The organism is Cobetia marina, from assembly GCF_001720485.1.
GTDB lineage: Bacteria > Pseudomonadota > Gammaproteobacteria > Pseudomonadales > Halomonadaceae > Cobetia > Cobetia marina.
Genome location: NZ_CP017114.1, coordinates 1,574,918 through 1,596,344 on the forward strand (window position 1 = coordinate 1,574,918; position 21,427 = coordinate 1,596,344).

A 21,427-nucleotide genomic window follows, 5' to 3' on the forward strand; every position below is an offset into this window, starting at 1 on the left:
GTCTATTTGAATATCTCCTGTTTCGTATATTGACGACTCCGGTCAGTGTCTATCGTCATGACATCGTCTCTCTTCGATAGATACCAGGCTGAGCTCGTAGCGCTAGGTTTCTGCAAAAGACGATTTGCACAATGAGACGTGATTCATCACCATGACTGGCCTTGGGGGAACTTCATCTCTCTTCAGCAGTCGTATATCCCCAGTATTTTTAGCTTTCGTTACGGTAAATACAGGAAACATTGGAAATGAAAATTGCCATCGCAGGCACCGGTTATGTCGGTCTCTCCAACGCCATGCTGCTGTCTCAGCATCATGAAGTCGTCGCGTTGGATATCGTGCCGGAGAAGGTGGAAGGCCTGAACCGTGGTATCTCACCTATCGTCGATAATGAGATTCATGAGTTTCTGGCGCGTGGAGATCTGAATTTCCGCGCTACCCTCGACAAGGAAGAGGCCTACCGCGATGCCGATTTCGTGATCATCGCGACGCCGACGGATTACGATGCCACCACCAACTACTTCAACACCAAGAGTGTGGAAGCGGTGATTCAGGATGTGCGTGACATCAATCCTGACGCGGTGATGGTCATCAAGTCCACCGTGCCGGTGGGCTATACGGCTGAGGCGCGTGAGCGTTTCCAGACTCAGAATCTGATGTTCTCGCCGGAATTCCTGCGTGAAGGCAAGGCGCTGTACGACAACCTGCATCCGTCTCGCATCATCGTCGGTGAGCGCTCCGAGCGTGCCGAGGTGTTCGCCGGGCTGCTCAAGGAAGGTGCCATCAAGCAGGGTGTCGATGTGCTCTTCACTGACAGCACCGAGGCTGAGGCCATCAAGCTGTTCGCCAATACCTACCTGGCAATGCGCGTCGCCTACTTCAATGAGCTGGATACCTACGCCGAATCACATGGCCTGGATGCCAGGCAGATCATCGAAGGGGTGGGGCTGGATCCGCGCATCGGCCAGCACTATCACAACCCGTCCTTCGGGTATGGGGGTTACTGCTTGCCGAAGGATACCAAGCAGTTGTTGGCCAATTATCAGGAAGTGCCCAACAACATGATCCAGGCCATCGTCGATGCCAACACCACGCGCAAGGACTTCATCGCGGAATCCGTGCTCAAGCGCAATCCGCAGGTAGTGGGGGTGTATCGCCTGGTGATGAAGTCCGGCTCTGACAACTTCCGCGCCAGTGCCATGCAGGGCGTGATGAAGCGTATCAAGGCCAAGGGTGTGGAAGTGGTGGTGTACGAGCCGGTACTGGAAGAGGACACCTTCTTCGGGTCACGCGTCATGCGGGATCTCGAGGCGTTCAAGCAGGAAGCTGACGTCATTCTGAGCAATCGCATGGCGGAAGAGCTCGCCGATGTGGTCGACAAGGTCTACACCCGGGATCTGTTCGGCAACGATTGATTCAGAGCGCTGGTTCTTGATCGAAAATACAACGCCGCATCCTCGTGATGCGGCGTTTTCGTGTCAGTGGAGAGGACATAGGTGAAGACTTTCATGCTGCTTGCCTGATGCCAAGGAGGAGGGCAGTTGTGTCAGGCTATCCCTCCCATGGAGTCCTCAATAGCCCTCTGCAGCATGCGCCTGAGTGGCTCGTGCCATCCTTCATAGAGTCATCACTGGGTCAGGAAGGCCAGGTATGCCGTCATACGATTCCCTCGCTCGTTCAGCTTCATCCCCCATTGACGCCGATGATTCCTCGGTGACGTCGCGTCCCGTGTCCTGCGGCGTTTTCCTGTTCGGTCTGCTCAGTCTGGTCCTGCCCTCTGGCTATAGCATCGGGCCGGCACTGCTGGTGTTGCTCAGTGGCTATGGGTTGCTGCGCGAGCCGCGCACGCTGCTGCGCGCGCCTGGCAAGGAGGACGTGACCGTCATCGGCGTGATGGCGGGCCTCGCAGCCTTGTTGCTGGTGAGCATCCTGCTGCAGGGGGATGCGTGGCAGACGGCAGGCGTGCCCATCCGCCTGTTGCTGGCTGTGCCGGTGCTGTTGCTCGTGTTGTCGTGTCCTCCGTCGCTGGGGGCGATGTGGGGTGGGTTGATCCTCGGCAGCGTGCTGACCGGCAGCTGGGCGATGTGGCAGAAGCTGGTGTGGGGCGTGCACCGCGCCGGCGGCTTTACCAACACCATCAATTTCGGCGATATCTGCATGTTGATGGGGCTGATGTGTCTCGCGGGACTTGGCTGGGCCATGAGTCAGGCAGGTGCCCGGCGGCGCTATTGGATACTGGCGCTGCTGGTTGGCGGGGCGTTCGGTATCATCGGCTCGTTGATGTCGGGGACACGCGGCGGTTGGATCGGCTTTCCCTTCGCGGCCTGGGTGCTGTATCGCAGTTATGGTGAGGTGATTTCACGCCGTGTGCTCAGACTGGGCGTCTTCATGTGTGCCGGGGTGATCGCCTTGATGGTGATGACTCCGGCGACCGGTATCCAGCAACGTGTCGAAGCCGGTGTCTCGGATGTCACGAAGTACGTGGAGGACCGCAATGCCGGCACCTCTGCGGGGGCGCGTCTCGAGATGTGGCGGGGGGCTCTGCTGATGATCGCCGAGCAGCCGTGGCTGGGCAGGGGCGAGACGGGGTATGCCGAGGCGCGTGATGCGATGATCGAGCGGGGAGAGCTGAGTCGCCACGTCCAACCTTATGAGCATCCCCACAACGAGTTTCTCGACGCCTGGGTCAAGCGCGGAGTATTGGGCTTGCTGGCGTTGCTGGCACTCTATCTGGTGCCGCTGCGACTCTTCTACCGTCGCCTGGACAGCGACGACCTGACATTGCGCTCACTGGCTGTCGCCGGCGTGCTGCTGCCGCTGACCTTCCTCGACTTCGGGATGACCTGGGTGATGTTCTCCCAGGCCAGTGGCGTGATGGTCTACGCCTTCTGGCTGGCGATCGTGTGGGGCACGCTGCGCGCCCACGAGCGACGCCTCGAGACACTGCAGGCACCCTGAGAGTATTTTGACCTGCGAAGGTGACGGGTCTACAGTACGCGCAAAATTTGAGCAATCGCTCACGACTATTCACGTGGGGTGAAGGAGGCTGCTTCACCGCTCAGGAGAACTGACATGCAAGACAAGCTCAAGATCGACATCGTCTCCGACGTGATGTGCCCGTGGTGCGTGATCGGCTACAAGCGCCTCGAGAGCGCCATTCAGTCACTCGGCCTGGAAGATAGCGTCGAGATCGAATGGCAGCCCTTCGAGCTGAATCCGGACATGCCGGCACACGGCGAGAATCTGCGCGCCCATATCGAGCGCAAGTACAACACCACGCCCAAGGCCAGTGCCGAAGCACGTCGCAATCTGACCGCTCTGGCAGCCGAGGAAGGCCTGGTCTTCAATTTCTTCGACGACATGCGCATGGTGAATACCCTCGAGCTCCACGTCCTGCTCGAGTACGCCGCCGAACAGGGCATGCAGCATGACCTGATGATGCAGTTCTACGCCGACTACTTCACCTTGCAGAAGGACATGTCGGACCGCGCCGTGATGGCGGACTCTCTGGCTGCGGTCGGGCTGGATGCCACCGAAGGGCTGGCACAGCTGGACGACCCGGAGGCCCTCCAGCAGGTAAGGGCTCGCGAAGCCCATTGGCAGCAGATGGGCATCTCCAGCGTGCCGACCTTCGTCTTCAATCGTCGCAGCGCCTTGAACGGCGCCCAGCCTAAAGAGGTGTTCGAGCAGGTGTTGAGCGAACTTTCGGGAGATCAGGCTTGAGCCTCACCGATTGAGGCACTGATTTTCGGTAATGACGATCCCGTGACAAAAACGCGGCCCCGCTGAAGAGCAGGGCCGCGTTTTTCGTTCCGGGGTGTGTCAATCACTCAGCAGAGTTCAGACACACTACCTTCAGGCACGCTTGGGCGGGTTGTTGCCACGGCGACCGCCGGAGGGATTGCTGGTCGTGCTCGGCAGATTCGGCACTTTCGGAGCCGGGGCTTTGCGTGCAGGGGCTTTAGGCGCCGGAGATTGCGCCTTCTTGGGCGGGTTGTTGCCACGGCGACCGCCGGAGGGATTGCCGGTCGTGCTCGGTCCGTTCGGCACTTTCGGAGCCGGGGCTTTGTGCGCAGGGGCTTTAGGCGCCGGAGATTGAGCCTTCTTGGGCGGGTTGTTGCCACGGCGACCGCCGGAGGGGTTGCCAGTCGTGCTCGGTCTGTTGGGCACTTTCGGAGCCGGGGCTTTGCGTGCAGGGGCCTTGGATGCTGGAGCGTGAGTCTTGGTCGTATTTTTCATTGTCTTGGATCTCTTTGTATCGATTGTTTGAAATAGTTTTGAGTAGGCTGCCGGTCTATTACTTACAAGCCCCAGGGCCCCCGCGACAGGCGCATGCGGATGGGACGTGACACTTATGGTCGCCACCACAACGCATCGCCTGTGATTCAGTGCCGCCACCCGGGTAGGCGCCAAAGTGTTTTTCATACAGCGCTACCGTCTGTGCAAAGGCATCCTTCAATTGCTGGTAGTCGTCTTCACCGTAGATACCGAAGTAGGGGTAGTGGTCAATGAAGCGACCGAATACCTGGTGGCAGTCTTCGCGGTAAGCACGTGTGTCCAGGATGTGTGCATGCCATAAGGCATCGACCTCCTTGCTGGGCACGAGCGAGACAGCAGGATAGAAGGCCTTGAGTGACAGGAAGCGGCGATACTCACGCTCCGCCTTGTCCCAGGCTTCCACCGACATTTCGGCTTCGCTGGAGGCCGTGTACTTGTGCTTCAGACGAGCAAGGTCGAGACGGCTGACATTGATGTCCAGTCCGTGACGATCCACGCGGGGTTGGTTCAGAGAAACGATGGCATTCATGAGCATGACTCCTGTGAGGGGTGATTGCAGAACTTGATGTCCCGCCTTCGTTTCATCTCACGGTCGAAACTCTGACGACTGATCAGGGCGCAGGGCTCATAGCCATTGGCAGTCAGCTGGTAAAGCAGACGCCAGGCATGCCCGATCTTGAAGCGCAGATAGCCCTTGCGGCAGCGCAGGCGTTTTCCGCCAAGTGATCGGTAGGGCGTGCCATTGGCCATGGCGTGATCAATCTGGATGGCCTTGGACTGGTAGCAGCGGCTGACCTCATGGGGACAGCGGGCGAGGATGGTATCGATGGTTGGCATGACTGGCTCCGTCTTGGTTGACGAAACCAGTATTTATTTGTGGATTCCACAACACGCATGCTTCAACAATCTTTTTTGCGGAAGGTGTCCAGCAGTGCGTCGAAGGAGGAAGCGTCCTTGTATTGACGGAGGATCAGGCCACGATACTTCACCAGCATCTCGTTGTCCGTCTTCAGCTGGCATGCCTGTTGGTAGGCCTCCTGAAGATCTCCCCTGAAGTAGGCGGCCATCATGCTGTCCCCCTGGGAGAGGGCCGCTGTCTGAGCGGCCAGTCCCTTGAGTACGTTGCCCTGCAGGTGACCGAGGCCCATCTGCGGTAACGCATCGGCAAAGGGGTTGGGCAATTCCTCTGACGTGAGATCGGCATCAGGCAATCGACTCAGCAAGAGGATCATCTCCTGACGCAACAGGCCAAGTCCTGCCAGTGACTGGCGCTCGAAGAACAGCTCACGTGCCCACTCGACCAGCTCCTGTCGCCTGGTTTTCTGCTCCAGGAGCTGAATGACGAGCTTTGGCTCACCGAAGATTCCCTGAAGCAGGATGGCATTCCAGAGAAGCGTGATGTCGCCTGGGTGGATTCGCACCCGGTTCCGGCTGTCACAGCCATGCCCGAGCGGTGTGTAATCCAGGCGCAGGTGTTGCGTCTTGCTGCGGTCGGGTTTGCGACAGACATCGTCCTTGTGCTTGAGAGAAGGACTCAGAGCATTGACCAGTGTCTTGATCGAGTTCAGGAGCTTGCCATGCTGACTGAGGGGCTTGCTCAAGCCTACCTTGCGGCAGAGCAAGTCCTCGTATACAGACGATATTTCGCGCCAGTTACCCTTGTCAGCTTCGCTCACAGGAGAACTCCAGCAACTCGTTGACCGAGATGCGCTCGCTGTAGCCAACCGACATCTCCGCTATCTTCTGAGCCTGAGTGAACCAGTCATGGGAGTAACATCTGTCATGACGACGATACTCATCCAGCACGCCCATGCAGTAGCCTGCTTGCAGGGCTTCCGAGACACTTGTCGTGACACCTGCCAGCAGGTTCTGTTTATCTCTCTCGGCATAGATTCCCACCAGCTCGTTGCAGCTCTGGATCAGGCGTTCCGAATGCTTGTTGGCCTGGGCAGGCGTGGCCGAGGTGAATGCCAGCGTCACGAGGAAAGCGATGAAAGAGTATTGACCGAATGGGGTTTTCACAGTGTGGGCTCCTTGAAAGTATCACTCGTGGCTGAATCAGCCTCATCGGGGGAAAGTGAGGGCTTTTCGTCCTGCTGCTCATCTTTCGTCGCTGTGCTGCGGAGCGCAGTAGGTGCTGCCAGATAGAGGGCAATCAGCAACGTGGCATAAGTGGCCAGTTTGACGAGCGGATCATCTTCGAGAAGATACTGCTTCGGGAGCTCTTCATATTCTGACTGCCAGAGAAATATTTCACACAGGCCAATCACGACCAGTTCCACCACCGTGAGGATTCCCAGAGACACCAGCAAGCGACTGGCCCCTTTCCAGAAGCCTGTCGAGAAATGCTGGCAGTAATGGACATGACGCCACACCAGCAGGCCTGACAGCACCACGAATGCCCATTCCAGGAGTGACATGTCAGCCAGGCCCTCACCGTACTCGAAGATGGCGAAAGGGAGTAGAACCACTATCATCAGGCCGGTGAGCCAGAGCAGGAGGGTCTTGAGGGTATTCAATATCTGACAGAGGATTCGTGAGACCCCATTGTCGATTTTCCCGGTCAGGGAGAGATTTCCAGATTGAGACATCGTGCATACGTCCATGTAATCGTTGCATGAGTGTAGATATGACTTCGTGATGCGCTTATCACTTTCATGTCCCTGAAAGTTCTGTATAAAAGATGTCAAGGAACCATGTCAGTCATTGGCGTGATCATCTCAGCGAGAATATACAGGATACGATAACGAGTTGCGGGATTATTTTGGTTATTGGCCAAGAGTTTAATTTACGAAATACTGATTTATTTGAATGGAAAATATTGGCATCACCAATTGTCAGGTATCAGGACGATATTGAACGGTGTTTGAAGTGACAGGATCAGATACTCGTTTCGCAATGGCTGTATAGAGTGAACGCATACCCCATGACGCACGCGGCCCCGCTTTTCAGCAGGGCCGCGTTTTTCGTTCTGGGGTGTGAACTGGCAGAACTGATCCGATCCGTCACGTGTGGGCTGACGACCCTCAGAGCCCTGCCTTGATGTCGCTCAGCTGCTGGATGAGGATCTCGAGGACGGCGTCCACCTGGGTTTCGGTGTGCTCGCAGGAGAGGAAGAAGCGCAGACGGGCGCTCTTCTCCGGGACGGCGGGGTGCAGGATGGGCTGGACGTTGAAGCCGGCCTCGAACAGCTGGTTGGAGAGGCGTGCCGCCACCAGGGAGCTGCCGAGGATGACAGGCACCACCGCGACCCCCAGGCTGTCGCCGACATCCAGCCCCAGCGCACGGGCGCGCGTGAGGAAGTAGCCGGAGACGGCATGCAGGCGAGCGATGCGCTGTCTGGCATCGTCGCCCTGGAGCAGTTCGAGGATCTTCAGCGACGGGGCGGCGACCTGCGCCGGCATGCCCACCGAGTAGAGGAAGCCCGGCGCGAAGTAGCGCAGCATGCTGACCAGTTCCTTGCAGCCGGCGATGTAGCCGCCGCAGCCGGACAGCGTCTTGCTCATCGTGCCCATCCAGATATCGACGTCACGCGCAGCGATGTCGAAGTGTTCCCTCAGGCCGAGCCCACGCTCCCCGAGCACGCCGAAGGAGTGGGCTTCATCGACCATCAGCCAGCAGCGGTACTGTTGCTTGAGGGCGATCAGGCGCGGCAGGTCCGGCACGTCGCCGTCCATGCTGTAGAGGCCTTCGGTGACGATCAGCACGCGCTCGAACTTGCCGCGCTGACTGCTGAGCAGGGCTTCCAGCGCGTCGGGGTCGTTGTGCGCGAAGGGCATGCGACGAGCGCCGGAGAGCTGGGCGCCGACCAGCGAGCTGTTGTGGATCCACTCGTCATGCAGGATGAGGTCCTTCGGGCCGAGCAGATAGCCCAGCGTGGACACGTTGGTGGCATGACCGCTGACGAACACCACCGCATCCTCGACCTCGTAGGTGCGCGCCACCGCCGCTTCCAGCTCGCGATGGATCGGACGCTCACCGGAGACGGCGCGTGAGGCCGACACCGAGGTACCGTAATGGGCCGCCGCCTCGGCCGCGGCCTTGATCACCTCGGGATGACGGGAATAGTCGAGGTAGTTGTAGCTGGCGAAGTTGACCAGCTCGCGCCCATCGATGCGCGTGGTGGCGCCAGCGCAGCCTTCATGCACGCGGAAGAAGGGCTCCGGCACGCCGAAGGCGGCACCGGCCTGCTGCATCATGCTCAGCTGCTGATAACCGGGCTGGCGATCGAAGCGCACGAAGTCATCGCTGATCTCCAGTGGGGCGGTTGTCCTGTGCGCGAAGATGTCGTCTTCGGGGCCCTGAGCCTGTGCGGTGGTGGGGCGGGTACGGCGTGCACGGGCCTTGTCCAGCAACTGCTGTTTCATGTCACTGGCGGAAGATCCGGGGGTATGACGTGATGCCAAGAGTCGAATTCCTTTCACGAGGTTGCTGACCCAAAAACGGGCGCGAGAGCCGTGGCTCCCCGCCCGTCGGGTACGTGATGCATGTCGGCGCCGCCGTTGGAGGCGACGCGAACCTGTGACGATATGACTGGGACGTTACGGCAAGACGGGAGCCGGCGCCAGTCTCGCCTCGCCGTCACCGTCCTGCCGCCTTCGTCCGCGTCTCATCCTCCCGGCGGCTACTTGCTGACCATCTCGCCGCGCTCACCCTGGGGAATGGCATCGCCACCGTGCTGTTTGACCAGCTGCGCCATGGCCTGATCTTCACTGCTGCTCTCGGCGTCCTCGCCATCGGCCGCGCTCATCTTGTGCATCAGACGCTCTGCCAGACGCCACAGGGTGGCAGCCTCGCTGATCATCATCACCGGAATGCTGATGCCCAGACGCGCCTCCACCGCCGTCATCAGCTCGACCCCCATCAGCGAGTCGAAGCCCATGTCATAGACGCTCTTGTTGACGTCGATGGCGGCCACGTCGATCAGCAGAATCTTGCTCAGCTCGCCCTTGAGGATCTCGACGATGGCGGTCTGCAACGCCTCACCGCTCAAGCCCGCCAGGGCCGCGGCGATATCGTCCTGCTGCGCCTGACTGCCGTCATCGTCTCCGGCGCGCCGTGCGATCTCGTCAAAGCGCGGTGTCGCGGCCGTGGGCAGGAAGCGCGCCAGCGCTCCCCATTCCAGCTCCAGCACGCCCAGCGAGCGACCCGGCTGGCCGAGTGCCAGCGCCTGCTGATCCGAGACGATCATCTCGCCGAGACAGGCCAGGGCGTGATCCGCCATCAGCGCATCGCCGCCCAGACGATTCTTGAGCGCTTCGCGAGTCTTCTCGTTGCGCGCCAGGAAGCCGGCATCCTCGATCGCGCCCCAGCGGGCACAGGTGGCTGGCAGGCCACGCGCACGACGACTGGCGGCGAGCCCTTCCAGCCAGTGGTTGGCTGCCACATAGACACTCTGACCGGGATTGCCGAACAGCGTGGTCGCCGAGGAGTAGAGCACGAAGAAGTCCAGCGCATGCTCGGCACTCAAGCGATCCAGCAGGCGTGCGCCCTCGAGTTTCGGGGTCATCACTCGCTGGATGCGCTCGGCGTCCAGGTGACGGATCAGTGCATCGTCGATCACCGCCGCGGCATGGATGATGCCCTTGAGCGGCGCGATGGCATCTTTCGCCTCACTGGCATCCGCCGACGTGACGAAGCGTGAGAACACGGCCGTGAGCGCCGCTTCATCGGCGACATCGCAGGCCAGCGCATGCACACGCACGCCTTGTGCCTCGAGACGCGCGACACCTGCCTGTGCCTCGTCACTGGCAGCGCCGGAGCGCCCCAGCAGCACCAGTTCACGCGCGCCTTGTGCGGCCAGCCACTCGGCGCTGCGCAGCCCGAAGCCCCCGAGACCGCCGGTGACCAGATAGCTGGCCGCCGGGTCGAGGTGCAGCTCGCCGGAGTGCGCCGCCAAGCCGCTGGTGCTCATGCCAGAAGTCCTGTTGCCGGCGGGAGCAGATTGCGCCTCGCTCAGCGGTGCCGCGAGGGAGCGCTGGGTGACCACCACCTTGCCGATCTGACGGGCCTGCTGCATGTAGCGGAAGGCTTCCACCACCTGGCTGGCATCGAAGGTGGTGTAGGGCAGCGGCGCGAGGGTGCCATCCTCGAACAGCGCCATCATCTCGCGGAACAGGCGCGTGGTCAGGCCCGGGCATTCCTTCATCAACTGATCGGAGTCGATACCGAAGTAGCTCAGGTTGTTGCGGAATGGGCGCAGCCCCATCGGGGTGTTCTCGTAGAAGTCACGCTTGCCCAGCTCACAGAAGCGCCCGAAGGGCTTGAGCACGCGCAGATTCTGGACGATGGCCTCACCGGCCAGCGAGTTGAGCACCACGTCGACACCACGTGCATCCACGCTCGGATCGCGCTGCTGGCGGGCGGCGAGGTCGGCCAGGATGTCCTCCGCGAAGCCGTGGCTGCGCGAGTCATAGACGTTCTCGATGCCCATCAGCGCCAGGAAGTCACGCTTGGCGGGCGAACCGACGGTGGCGAACACCTCGGCGCCCAGCCACTCGGCGATCTGCAGCGCCGCGATGCCCACCCCCCCGGCAGCCCCGTGAATCAGCACCTTCTCGCCGGCTTCCAGACGCGCCAGATGCTTGAGGGCGTAGTAGACGGTGAAGAAGGTGGTCGGGATGGTCGCTGCCGCTTCCAGACTGACGCCCTGAGGCACGCGGGCCAGCGCGGTATCCGCGATCACCAGACGGTCGGAGAAGCTGGCGGGGCCGAAGCCGACCACCCGCTCACCGACCGCGAATTCGGCGTTGTCACCGGCGCGTGTCACCACACCGGAGAACTCGAGCCCCAGGCTCGGGCCGGAGAAGCCGTGCTCGATGGCTTCATCCGACAGCAGTCCCAGGGTGTACATCACGTCGCGGAAGTTGAGGCCGGTGGCCTCGACACGTACCTCGACGTCACCGCGTGCCACCTCGGGGAGGTGACGCGGCTGCCACTCGAGATTGCGCAGCTGGCCCGGCTGACTGAAGCCCAGACTCACGCTGCGGCGATCCTTCCTGTCTGTCTCGCTCTGGCCTGCCGCCGTCTCGTGGGATGCCTGCTCGGCGGTCATCGCAAGCCTTGCCTGTGCAGGGGCTGTCACCTGACGCAGGCGTGTCGCGAAGCGGGCGCCATTGGCATCCAGCACGACTTCCTGCTCGTGATCCGGGGCTTCGACTTCCTGTACCAGCGCGCTCATCAAGGCTGACGTGCTGACGACGTCGCTTCCCAGTACCGGCGTGTCCAGCAGGCGGATATCCAGTGCCTGGCTCTCGTTGGTCAGGCTGCGCGCAAAGCCCCAGCTGGCGGCATCGGCAGGCGCCTCGGTCGTAGTCGCATCCCCTGAGGGCGGCGACTGCCACATGGCGGCTACATCATGCGTGAGCACCCACAAGGTCGGCGCCACCAGACTGTCATCCTGTTCCTGCGCCGCCTCGAAGGCCTGGGTGATCTCGGTGAGCAGCTGCTGGCGGGCACATTGCCGGGCGTTGGTGGCAGCGGCGTCGCTGGCCTTGGCCGGCAGCGCGACCAGATGATCGACGCTCGAGAAGCGAGCGAACAGCGCCTCCGGGGTGTCTTGCGGCGGCAGCGTCACGTGCGCCACCTGATGGCCACGCGCCTCCAGGGATTGCGACAGCGACGAGATCAGCGCCTGGTCCGCAGCCGCCTGTGGGGTATCCAGCAGCGCGATCTTCAGAGACGTCTGTGGCGCGTCTGACTGAGCGGAGTCCTCAGCCATCGCTTTGCTCGCGGCCAGCCACCAGGCACCGGACATCGGCGTCGCGCTGGTATCCGTCGCCGGCAGGCTCAGGCCAAGCTGGCCGAGCAGGCGCTGCCACTGGACCATCCCCGGGTGGCTGCGCAGCTGCTCGCCGTCGTCCAGTGCCAGTATCGGACCGCTCCAGGCGGCAGGCTCGCAGCCACACAGCAGGACCTCTGCGCCGGGGGCCAGGCGTTGCACCAGCTGACTGAGCAGCTCGCGGGCCTGAGACGGCGCTTCCATGTCCAGATGCACGATCGCGACCTGTACCGGCGCCTGGGGGCTTTCCCAGCCCTCGCTGGCGGTGACATCGATCAGCGGCAGGTCTTCCTGCAGGCGCTGGGCCTCGCCGAACGCACTCTGGCTGGCGGCGAGGAAGGTGTAATCCAGCGCATCGAAAGACGGTTCACGCCGGTCGGCGAGACGCAGTGCTTCCAGTCGCTGTCCCAGCCACGGGCCACCGGCACCGAGTTCCAGCACCGACAGGCGCTGGCCAGCGGGCAGTTCACTCAGGCTGCGGGCGAGACGTTGGTCCAGCTGCGCGCTCAGCCACTGCCAGCCGGCATTGCCGACGGCGGTCTTGAGCAGGGTGGGGATCAACGGCTGGCGCAACTGTGCCAGCGCCGCCTCGGCGTCCTGGGTGAGGGTGTCAGTGGCGAGGCCCTCCACGCCGGAGACTTGAGCGGTAGGCGAGAGCTGCTCGGCCTCGTCGAGGACATCGGTGGCGTCGGCTTCAGACCCGGACCCGGACCCGGACCCGGACCCGCCCATCGGCATGCCACGGTTGAGCCATTCGTCCAGGTGCAGATGCAGGCGACCTGCCGCATGCGTCAGCGGGAACTGCCCCGGATAGTCACGAACCAGCAGCTGCCAGATGTCGCGGGCCGCCGGCAGGTCCAGCGGGTGGATCTGCCAGTCGCCGCTCTCGCGGGATTCGGTCAGGCCCTGGGCACTCGCCCAGTCGAGCAGCACGCGGGTGAACAGCGGGCTGCGGCGCTGCCAGCGGGACAGCGCCTCGTGATCCAGATGCGGGGCTGCCGGATCGCCCGGCGCCGCGTGGCGCATCAGTGTCTCGTGCACGCTGGCCAGCATCAGGCTGTCGAGCAGCGGCTCCAGCTCATCACGGAAGCGGTGGCTGTCTTCCAGCGGATGCGTGGTGTCGTCGCTGTGGGCAAGCTCGGGCGCCATCGCCTCGGCGACCAGCGATTCCAGCGCCAGGGCGGCGGCAGGGCGCGGACTCAACGGATGCGGCGCCGCCGTCAGGGCGATATCCAGATAATCGAGGTGGGCCGTGCCATCGCGACCCAGGCGCACGGCCCGGAAGCGCGCTTCCTCGGCCACGGCCACGGCGCGCCCGTCAGCATCGTACAGCTCGAAATCGGCACACAGCGAATGCGGGCCGCGCGAGCGCAGGACCACGCGGGCGGTAGTGATCTGTGAGGCACGTACCTGCTCACGCACCTGCAGACGGCCGACCCGCACCGGCACGAACGCCATGCCATCGCTGGCGGCCGTCTGGCCCTGAAGCACGCCCAGCAGCGGGATGAACAGCTGGAAGGCGCTGTCGAGCACCCCGGGGTGCAGGTGGAAGTCACCGTCCTGCATGAGCATTTCCGGGGTCAGCGCGAAGCGCGCCAGCACCTGCGGATGCGGGGCAGCACCGACGGTGTGCCTGTTGACTGCGCCTTCGCTGCCATGCTCGACCCAGATCTGCTCGGCGGCGCGGAAGTGCGGGCCGTAGTGCAGGCCCAGCTGGGCGGCGGCCGCGATGTGGGCCTCGCGATCCAGGTCGGCGGCACGCGTGGGCAACGCCGGGGCGCGACGCTCCAGCAGACGGCCACGCGTGGCCGTAAAGGCGCGCGCTACCGCATGCAGGTTCCACTTGTCGGCATCTTCGGCGCGGGTCTCGCGGCTTTCCAGACGCATGGCACCGTTGCGGCTGTCGAGTGACAGACGCGTCAGGCGCAGGGTGGTGTCATCGAGCAGCAGCGGGGCGCGAATCTCGAAGTCCTCGAGATCCAGCACGTCGGGCAGGGAATCCTCCTCCGCGCTGGCGGCCTGCCATTCGTGGGCGGCCGCCAGACACTGCTCCAGATAGCCGGCACCCGGGAAGACGGCACTTTCGCCGACCTGGTGATCGGCCAGCCACGCGACCTTGCGGGTATCGAGCTGCGCCTCCCAGGTCAGCTGCTGCTGAGCGAGACGATAGCCGAGCAGCGGATGCACGTAATGGCGCTCCAGCAGGCGCTGGCCTTCGCTGGTGGTCTTCACCCAGCACGGCGTGCGCTGCCAGGGGTAGGTCGGCAGATCGACGAAGCGACCGGCCACCGGGAACAGACGAGTGAGATCCACCGCACCGGAGAGCAGCAGGCGGCCACGCAGGTGCTCCAGCGCCTCCAGGCCATCATGGCGGCGCTCCAGACTGGCCAGCACCTGTCCCGCCGGCGCCTCGTCACTGCGCGCCTTGAGGACATCATTCAGATAGCTGCGCAGAATCGGATGGGCACCGATCTCGACCAGCAGACGATGACGGCCAAGGTCCGCCTCGCTGGCGGACTGCCAGCTGACCAGACGTGTGACGGCGGCCTCGAACTGCACCGGCTGACGGATGTTCTCCCACCAGTAGCTGGCGTCCAGGCGTTCGCCTTCGATCACGCTGCCGGTGACGGTGGAGAGGAAGGGAATGCGGGTGGCGCGGGGCGTCAGCCCTTCGAGGGAGGCGAGCAGGCCGTCCTTGATCGGGTCCATCGCCGGGCTGTGGAAGGCATAGTCGAGCCCCAGCACGCGGGCGAAGGTGCCCTGTGCGGAAAGCTCGGCACTCAGGGCCTCGAGGCGTTCGCGGTCGCCGGCCAGCGTGGTGCCGCGCGGGCCGTTGATGCCAGCCAGTGACAGCGAGGCCCATTGTGGCTGTTCCAGCCACTCGCACATCTCGCTCTCACCCAGCCCCACCGCCATCATCGCGCCGCTGCCGCGGGTGCGTCCCTGATGGTGGCTGCGCTGGAAGATGACACGGGTCGCCTGCTCGAGGCTCAAGGCACCGCTGGCCCAGGCCGCCGCCACTTCGCCCACGCTGTGGCCGGTGACGGCCACCGGCTGGATGCCGCGTTCGATCAGCCATTCGGTGATCGCCACCTGCAGGGCGAACAGGGTCGGCTGGGCGATCTCGGTGGCGTCGAGGCGGTTCTCGCCGTCCTCGGCCAGACTGCCGTCCAGTTCCTTGAGCAGCTCGAAGCCATTGTACTCGCGGAAGGCCGCATCCAGTCGGGTCAGGCAGGCGCGCACGCTGGCGGATTCCTGCATCAGGGTGCGACCCATGCCGGCCCACTGACAGCCATTGCCGGAATACACGAACACCGGCCCACGCTCGCGAGTGAGGGAGGGCGCGCCGGCCGCCTTGCGCGGCGAGGCACCGTTGTCACTCTCGGCGGGCAGCGGGGCGAGGCGGTCCGCCAGGGTGATGCGCGGATGATCGCCAAGCGCAGCCTCACCGCCCAGGGTGTCGAGGTCCTCGATCAGCTGCTCCAGGCTGTCGGCACTCAGCAGCGCGCCGTGCACGTGATGCTCACGGCGGGCCGCCAGGTGCCAGGCGAGGTCGTAGAGGCTCGGGGCGGCATCGTGCGCCTGCGTCTCACGCAGGTGCTCGGCCAGCTCGCGCGCCATCTGTCTGAGCGCCTCGGGGGAGCGGGCGCTCAGGCGCAGCGGCGGCGTCTGGTCGCCGTCAGTCGTCGGTTGCGCTACCGCCGGTTCGGGGGCACTTTCCAGCAGCACGTGGGCGTTGGCGCCGCCGAAGCCGAAGGAGTTGACCCCGACCACCAGACGGCCGGAGGCCTTGAGCTTGCGCGGCTGGGTGACGATGTCGAGATTCCACTCGTCGCTGCGAATCTTCGGATTCAGGCGCTGGATCTTGATGGTGGCCGGCACCTCGCGGTGGGCGATCACACCCAGCGCCTTGGCCAGCCCCGCCACGCCGGAGGCCGTCTCCAGGTGGCCCATGTTGCTCTTGATCGAGCCGATCGGCAGCGGGCTTGAGCGCTTCTGGCCGATGGCGGCACCGATGGCGCGGGTTTCCAGTGGGTCACCAACGGCGGTGCCGGTGCCGTGGGCCTCGAGATAATCAATCTCGTCAGGCGTCACGCCGGCCAGTTCACAGGCGCGCTCCATCAGCTGGATCTGCGCGGCGGGGTTGGGCACGGTCAGGCCGGACTTGTAGCCATCGGTATTGACCACCGAGGAGGCGACGACGGCGAGGATGCGATCGCCATCGACGAGTGCCTGATCAAGGTCCTTGAGCAGGAAGATGCCGCCGCCCTCGGAGCGCGCGTAGCCATCGCCCGCCTCATCGAAGACCTGACAGCGGCCGGTCTTCGAGAGCATGGTGGCCTTGGAGAAGATCAGGAAGCCGTAAGGGTGCAGGTGCAGGCTGATGCCGCCGGTCAGCGCCATGTCGGTCTCGCCGCTGCGGATCGACTGGCAGGCCTGATGGAAGGCGACCAGCGACGAGGAACAGGCGGTGTCCAGCGACAGGCTCGGCCCATGCAGGTCAAAGGCATAGGACAGGCGGTTGGAGGCCACGCTGGAGGTGTTGCCGGTGGCGGTATTCGGGCCGATGGCGCTCAGGTCATCCGCCATGCGATAGGAATAGTCGAGACTCGCCACGCCCATGAAGACGCCACAGCGCGAGCCGCGCATCTTCTCGGCGGGAATGCCGGCGTGCTCGATGGCCTCCCAGCTCATCTCCAGCAGCATGCGCTGCTGAGGGTCCATGTTGGCGGCTTCGCGTGGGCTGATGCCGAAGAACGCCGGGTCAAAGCCCGAGATGTCGCCCAGCGAGCCGGCGGCGAAGCTGTAGCTCATCCCCGGCGCCTTCTTGTCCGGGTGCAGGAGGGAGTCCTTGCTCCAGCGGTCATCGGCGACTTCGGTCACCATGTCCTTTCCGGCCAGGAGGTCGTCCCACAGAGTGGCCTGAGTGGTGCCGGGGAAACGGCTGGCAGCGCCGATGATGGCAACGCGTCGGGTCATGAGAGGCTCCTGAACTTCTGAGTCGCGGCGCTGTGGCGAGCATGACGGGCGGTCGCCTCCAGCAGCGCACTTCCTAATGTGTCGATATTGGTGACGCGCGGGTCGCCCTTGCGGCATTGCTCGTCAGTCTTGAAAGGCCCATCGCAGTCGAGGGCCCACTCCATCAGCTCCGGGTCCTCGTCGCGCACGGTCGCCATGGTCTGGCGCGCGGTGTCGTCGGATTCCGGCAGGGCGCTGGACCAGATGAAGCCATCGGTCACGCCATTGGGTTCTCCCAGGGTCGCGTAGACCTCGGGCATGATCGGTACGTGATCCCCATAGAAACACAGCAGCCCGCCGCGCGGCAGTCTGGAAAGCGCCGTGGTCAGCTGGCCGATCATCGCATCGGCGTTCACCAGGTGACGCAGATAGATGCCGAGTTCCTGACAGTTGTCCGGCAGATCGCCGTCATGCCACTCCGACAGGCGAGCCGTGTCCAATGTCTCCAGATGCAGCGGCCCGTGATTCTCCATGGTGATCACCTGGATGAACAACGGGGTATCGCCCGCGGCCAGCAGACAGTCTTCCACCTTGGCGGCCACGGCGGCATCGCTGATGTACTGACCACACCTGTCGGCATCGCTGAAGTGCGCGATGTCGAGGAATTCATCGAAGCCCATGCGCTTGAGCACCTGATTGCGCAGATAGAAGGTGCCCGGATACGGGTGGATGCACAGGGTGCGATAGCCCAGCGCCTTGTAGCTGGCGGCCAGGTTGGAGACATCACGCCTGGCCAGCTGGTGGTAGGGGTTGAACATGTGCACGCCGAGCTGCTCGGCGGTCAGGCCGGTGAGGAAGGCCGTCTCGGTGCGCACGGTATTGGCGCCCCAGGCCGGTACGGCCAGTCGTCCGCAGGGCAGCCCCTGAGACAGGGCGGTGAAGTGACAGCGGTCCAGATTCGGCAGCAGGTCATCGCGCACCTTGGGGTAGACGCGGCGCGCATCGAAGAAGGATTCGCTCTGAACGCTCACCACGTGGGGCAGACAGCCTGGTGCATCTTCGTTGCCGATCGCCTCCAGCGCCTCACGCGCCGTCTGCCCGGCGGCCTGCAGGGGATCGTGATCCGGCATCAGCGGGCGACGGGCCAGGCGAGCGTATGCCAACAGGTAGGCGACCATGCCGCGCTCACGCAGGTCATATTCCGGGAACAGCATGATGTCTCGAGTCAGTCGATTGCCGAGCGCATAGGTCATGGCGCCGCTCGCCAGCAGCAGGGCGATCAGCGGTACCAGCCAGGCGCCGGTGTCATCGGCGTAGCGCGCAGAGAACCCCAGTGCGGGTTCCAGCCACAGACCCGTCCCGATCGCCAGTGCGCCGGCGCAGAGGGCGGCAATCGTCAGGCCGATGCCGAAGAAGGGGATATACAGCCGGGGATGCTTGATGGCGTCGGTAAAATACTCGAAGTCCTGGCTCAGGAAAGGCTCACGCAGCGAGACGTATTTGGTGTGACTGACCTGCAGCACCACCAGCCACAGGGCATTGACGACCACCACGGAAAACCACGGGCGTTGCGTGATCAGGGTGCAGAGCGCCCAGCTCGCGCACCAATACCCCACATGGGCGAGCTGGGCGCTCCAGGACCGGCGCCAGAAGACCACCGGTGCCGAGTCCATCTGGCGCAGGATCAGATGCTCCAGCACCAGCGTGACCAGCAGCCCTGCCAGCAGCGGCCAGACCATGAAAGACACGAACGCAATGACAAACTCCATGTAATGCCGACCTCGTTAGCGCTGCCACGGCAGCAGCGGTGTAATGTTCTGGCGCAGATCGCGACCGTCTGGAACCCTGCCCGCGATGCCTGGCATGCGTCGGACAGGGTGGGGGTGAGGCAGCCATTCAGTGAGTGTAATTGAACCATCCCAGCAGACGCTGTGAGATACCGGCTGGCAGCACGCTGAGCCACCAGCAGCCGAAATTGAGCGGGAAGGGGAAGCTGATGCGGGCCCGGTTGCGTGCCGCACCCTTGAGAATGCGGCGTGCGGCTTGCTCGGCGGGCATCTCGAAGGGTTTGGGGCCCGGCATCGCCTCGCACATCGGGGAGGTGACATAGCCGGGCATCACCACCGTCACGCCGACCCCGAACGGCTTCAGCCAGCTTCTCAGTCCTTCCCCGTAGGCCTTCACCGCCGCCTTGCTGCCGCTGTAACTCGGCGTGAGTGCCAGGCCGTGCCAGGCGGCAAGCGAGCTGAGCAGCACCAGCTGGCCGCTGCCCCGCGCCTTCATCGCCATGGCCAGATGATGCGCCATGCCGAAGGTGCCCACCACGTTGGTCTGCAGCAGGCGACGCGCATCTTCCCAGCGCTCGCCATTGCCCTGGGGGCCGATGTCGGTGTTCATGCCGGCATTGGCGATGGCGATGTCCGGCACTCCCTGTGCGCAGACCTCATCCAGCCAGGTGAAGAGTGTCTCTTCATCGCACAGGTTGAGTACCGTGCACTCCACCTCGGCACCCAGTGCGCGGCATTCGCCGGCAATGGCATCCAGCTTGCGCTGCTTGCGACCGGTGAGGATCAGCGTGGTGCCCCGGGCGGCATAGGCACGCGCGAGCGCACCGCCTATCTCGCCGGTCGCGCCCGTGATCAGCACGCGGCGCAGGGCAGTGGCGGGACGCGAACTCTGCTGCGGTGCGCCATCCGGAGCTTGCTTTCCTTCACGCTGCTCGGTGGTCGTTGCGTTATCCCGTGCGGACGGTGCCTGGGTGTCAGGCTGCTGCGGGGGCATTGCCGTCATGATCGTCTCCCTTGAATCCCGACACTCACGGTCGGCAGTTCCCTTGCGTTGTTCATGGTCGTTCTTCTTGTGGCCCTTAGGCAGACACGCGGCCTGCCTTCGGGGGTTCCGGCTCTGCAAGGCGCCTGATGGCGCTCTCATGATCGACGGTGGCATCCCTGCCAACGACGACCTCGATGTCCGGCCCGGAGGCAGGATCAGCAGCGACTCAACATCTGCTCCAGCGGTGAGCGCTCGGCACACAGTATCTTCGAGGCTCCCGTCACCGCGAGCTGCATGCCCGGCTTGCAATAGAAGCCGCCATTGAGCTGCACGGTATGGATGACGGTGTTGCGGAAGCTGCGAAACAGCGTGGTGTCCGGCTTCTCGCCCTGAGTCCAGAACTCGTGCAGGCTGCCCTGGAAGGTCAGGCCGGGCAGGTTGAAGATCGGGTCGCCCATGCAGTAGGTCGGGCAGCGATACTGCAGCGCGACATTGCCGGTGGTGCTGTTGACGGTGATCATGCCCTTGGCATGCTGCAGCAGCGTCTCGAGATTGCCGCTTTCCAGATAGACGATGCGGCCGATCACGTCATAGCGGCGCTCGAGCTCTCGGATCAGCTTCGGGTAATCCACCAGTCCCATGTCGAGCGGGTGGTTCTTGATCACCAGGCGCGCCCCGCGCGGAGCGTTCAGGGCAAAGCTCTTCATCACTCGCTGGATGACTTCCTGCATGTTGGAAAAGCGCGAATGATGACGGATCTGGGCATCGGTATTGAGCTGCAGCGGCAGCAGATAGAAGGGCGCGCCACTGTTCATCAGCTGTTCGATGCGTCCGGCATCCCGCCGCTTGTACCAGCGCATCAACGGCAGGCGCGTGGCATAGCCGCAGTATTCCTCCGCGGCATTGATGCTGTGCGGACGATAGCGCGGGAACAGCAGCGGATTGGCGGCACCGGCCAGATGATAGGTCATGTCATGACGGGCGCGCTCCCAGAAGGAGGCCTTGAAGCGCTGCGGCGTGGGCGCGTCGTCCAGTTGCCTACCGGCCTCACGGAACCAGTCGGGGTCACGCGGCAGCAGGGAGTGGCCATTGACCCCCTCGCGCTCCAGCGTCACCCAGAAGGGGCGGAAGTAGCCTTCCTCGAAGACATGGGTGCGAATCCCGAAGTATTCCGCCTTGAGCACGGCATCCCGGTGCACGGGACGACGATCCCCGAACAGCACCTGATCCGTGACGTGGTGCCTGCGCCACAGCTCGGCGATCCATTCGCCGAGGTCTTCACTCCGGCCGCGATAGGCGTAGGCCTTGTCGTGGCGCCAGTAGAAGCTGTCGCCACTGTTGAAGTTGACCTTGATGACCTCGTGCCCGTCCTGCTTCAGCTTGTGGGCAAGATGCAGGAAGAAGGGCGAGCAGACCCCTTGCAACAGCAGGAAGACACGCCGCTGTCCACCACCGGGAATGCGACGCGCGACAGAGGGAGGAGTCAGCAGAGAGGAAGGTGTGTCCTGCGTGGTCGGATGCATCACCCCGATATCTTCCGACAGCTTGAACAGCGGCTGCAGCGATGCCAGGCCGCGCGCTTCAGAGCCGCCCGACAGGGGAGAATGATGATTCGGCAACGCCAGACTTCCTTGTTGCATA

The 21,427-nt window shown here is 63.5% G+C and carries 13 protein-coding genes; 3 read left to right on the forward strand and 10 right to left on the reverse strand.

Annotated features, from left to right (window positions below; all coding sequences use genetic code 11):
- The first annotated feature begins 245 nt into the window (after window positions 1-245).
- From BFX80_RS06780 to BFX80_RS06790, 3 genes are all read left to right on the forward strand, one after another.
- The gene (locus tag BFX80_RS06780) at window positions 246-1,412 is read left to right on the forward strand and encodes a nucleotide sugar dehydrogenase (protein ID WP_084208328.1); all 1,167 of its coding nucleotides are present in this window, start codon (window positions 246-248) and stop codon (window positions 1,410-1,412) included.
- A 235-nt stretch (window positions 1,413-1,647) separates the two neighbouring features.
- Window positions 1,648-2,955 carry an O-antigen ligase family protein gene (locus BFX80_RS06785; RefSeq protein ID WP_084208329.1) on the forward strand — a complete coding sequence of 436 codons (1,308 nt, stop codon included), beginning with the start codon at window positions 1,648-1,650 and terminating at the stop codon, window positions 2,953-2,955.
- Between the two features lie 114 nt (window positions 2,956-3,069).
- Entirely contained in the window at window positions 3,070-3,720 is a 651-nt protein-coding gene (locus BFX80_RS06790) for a DsbA family oxidoreductase (protein WP_084208330.1), read from the forward strand.
- A gap of 574 nt (window positions 3,721-4,294) precedes the next feature.
- On the opposite strand, the gene BFX80_RS06795 is transcribed toward BFX80_RS06790, so the two are convergent.
- The 10 genes from BFX80_RS06795 to BFX80_RS06840 form a co-directional block, all read right to left on the reverse strand.
- The gene (locus BFX80_RS06795; protein WP_084208331.1) at window positions 4,295-4,804 is read right to left on the reverse strand and encodes a glycine-rich domain-containing protein; all 510 of its coding nucleotides are present in this window, start codon (window positions 4,802-4,804) and stop codon (window positions 4,295-4,297) included.
- On the reverse strand, window positions 4,801-5,112 hold the full coding sequence (locus BFX80_RS06800; RefSeq protein WP_084208332.1) for a ParE family toxin-like protein: 312 nt from the start codon (window positions 5,110-5,112) through the stop codon (window positions 4,801-4,803). The genes BFX80_RS06795 and BFX80_RS06800 overlap by 4 nt, the downstream gene beginning before the upstream one ends.
- Window positions 5,113-5,174: 62 nt before the next feature.
- The gene (locus BFX80_RS06805) at window positions 5,175-5,951 is read right to left on the reverse strand and encodes a hypothetical protein (RefSeq protein ID WP_084208333.1); all 777 of its coding nucleotides are present in this window, start codon (window positions 5,949-5,951) and stop codon (window positions 5,175-5,177) included.
- Window positions 5,938-6,297 carry a hypothetical protein gene (locus BFX80_RS06810; protein ID WP_084208334.1) on the reverse strand — a complete coding sequence of 120 codons (360 nt, stop codon included), beginning with the start codon at window positions 6,295-6,297 and terminating at the stop codon, window positions 5,938-5,940. The genes BFX80_RS06805 and BFX80_RS06810 overlap by 14 nt, the downstream gene beginning before the upstream one ends.
- Entirely contained in the window at window positions 6,294-6,866 is a 573-nt protein-coding gene (locus BFX80_RS06815) for a hypothetical protein (RefSeq protein ID WP_084208335.1), read from the reverse strand. The genes BFX80_RS06810 and BFX80_RS06815 overlap by 4 nt, the downstream gene beginning before the upstream one ends.
- Window positions 6,867-7,301: 435 nt before the next feature.
- Window positions 7,302-8,642, reverse strand: a complete 1,341-nt coding sequence (locus tag BFX80_RS06820) for an aminotransferase class I/II-fold pyridoxal phosphate-dependent enzyme (protein ID WP_084209663.1) — start codon at window positions 8,640-8,642, stop codon at window positions 7,302-7,304.
- Between the two features lie 257 nt (window positions 8,643-8,899).
- Entirely contained in the window at window positions 8,900-17,035 is an 8,136-nt protein-coding gene (locus BFX80_RS06825; RefSeq protein ID WP_084208336.1) for a type I polyketide synthase, read from the reverse strand.
- Entirely contained in the window at window positions 17,032-18,783 is a 1,752-nt protein-coding gene (locus BFX80_RS06830) for an LTA synthase family protein (RefSeq protein WP_084208337.1), read from the reverse strand. The genes BFX80_RS06825 and BFX80_RS06830 overlap by 4 nt, the downstream gene beginning before the upstream one ends.
- 127 nt (window positions 18,784-18,910) lie before the next feature.
- Window positions 18,911-19,804 carry an SDR family NAD(P)-dependent oxidoreductase gene (locus BFX80_RS06835; protein WP_240499694.1) on the reverse strand — a complete coding sequence of 298 codons (894 nt, stop codon included), beginning with the start codon at window positions 19,802-19,804 and terminating at the stop codon, window positions 18,911-18,913.
- Between the two features lie 197 nt (window positions 19,805-20,001).
- Window positions 20,002-21,426 carry a capsule biosynthesis protein gene (locus BFX80_RS06840; protein WP_240499695.1) on the reverse strand — a complete coding sequence of 475 codons (1,425 nt, stop codon included), beginning with the start codon at window positions 21,424-21,426 and terminating at the stop codon, window positions 20,002-20,004.
- Window position 21,427 lies beyond the last annotated feature (1 nt).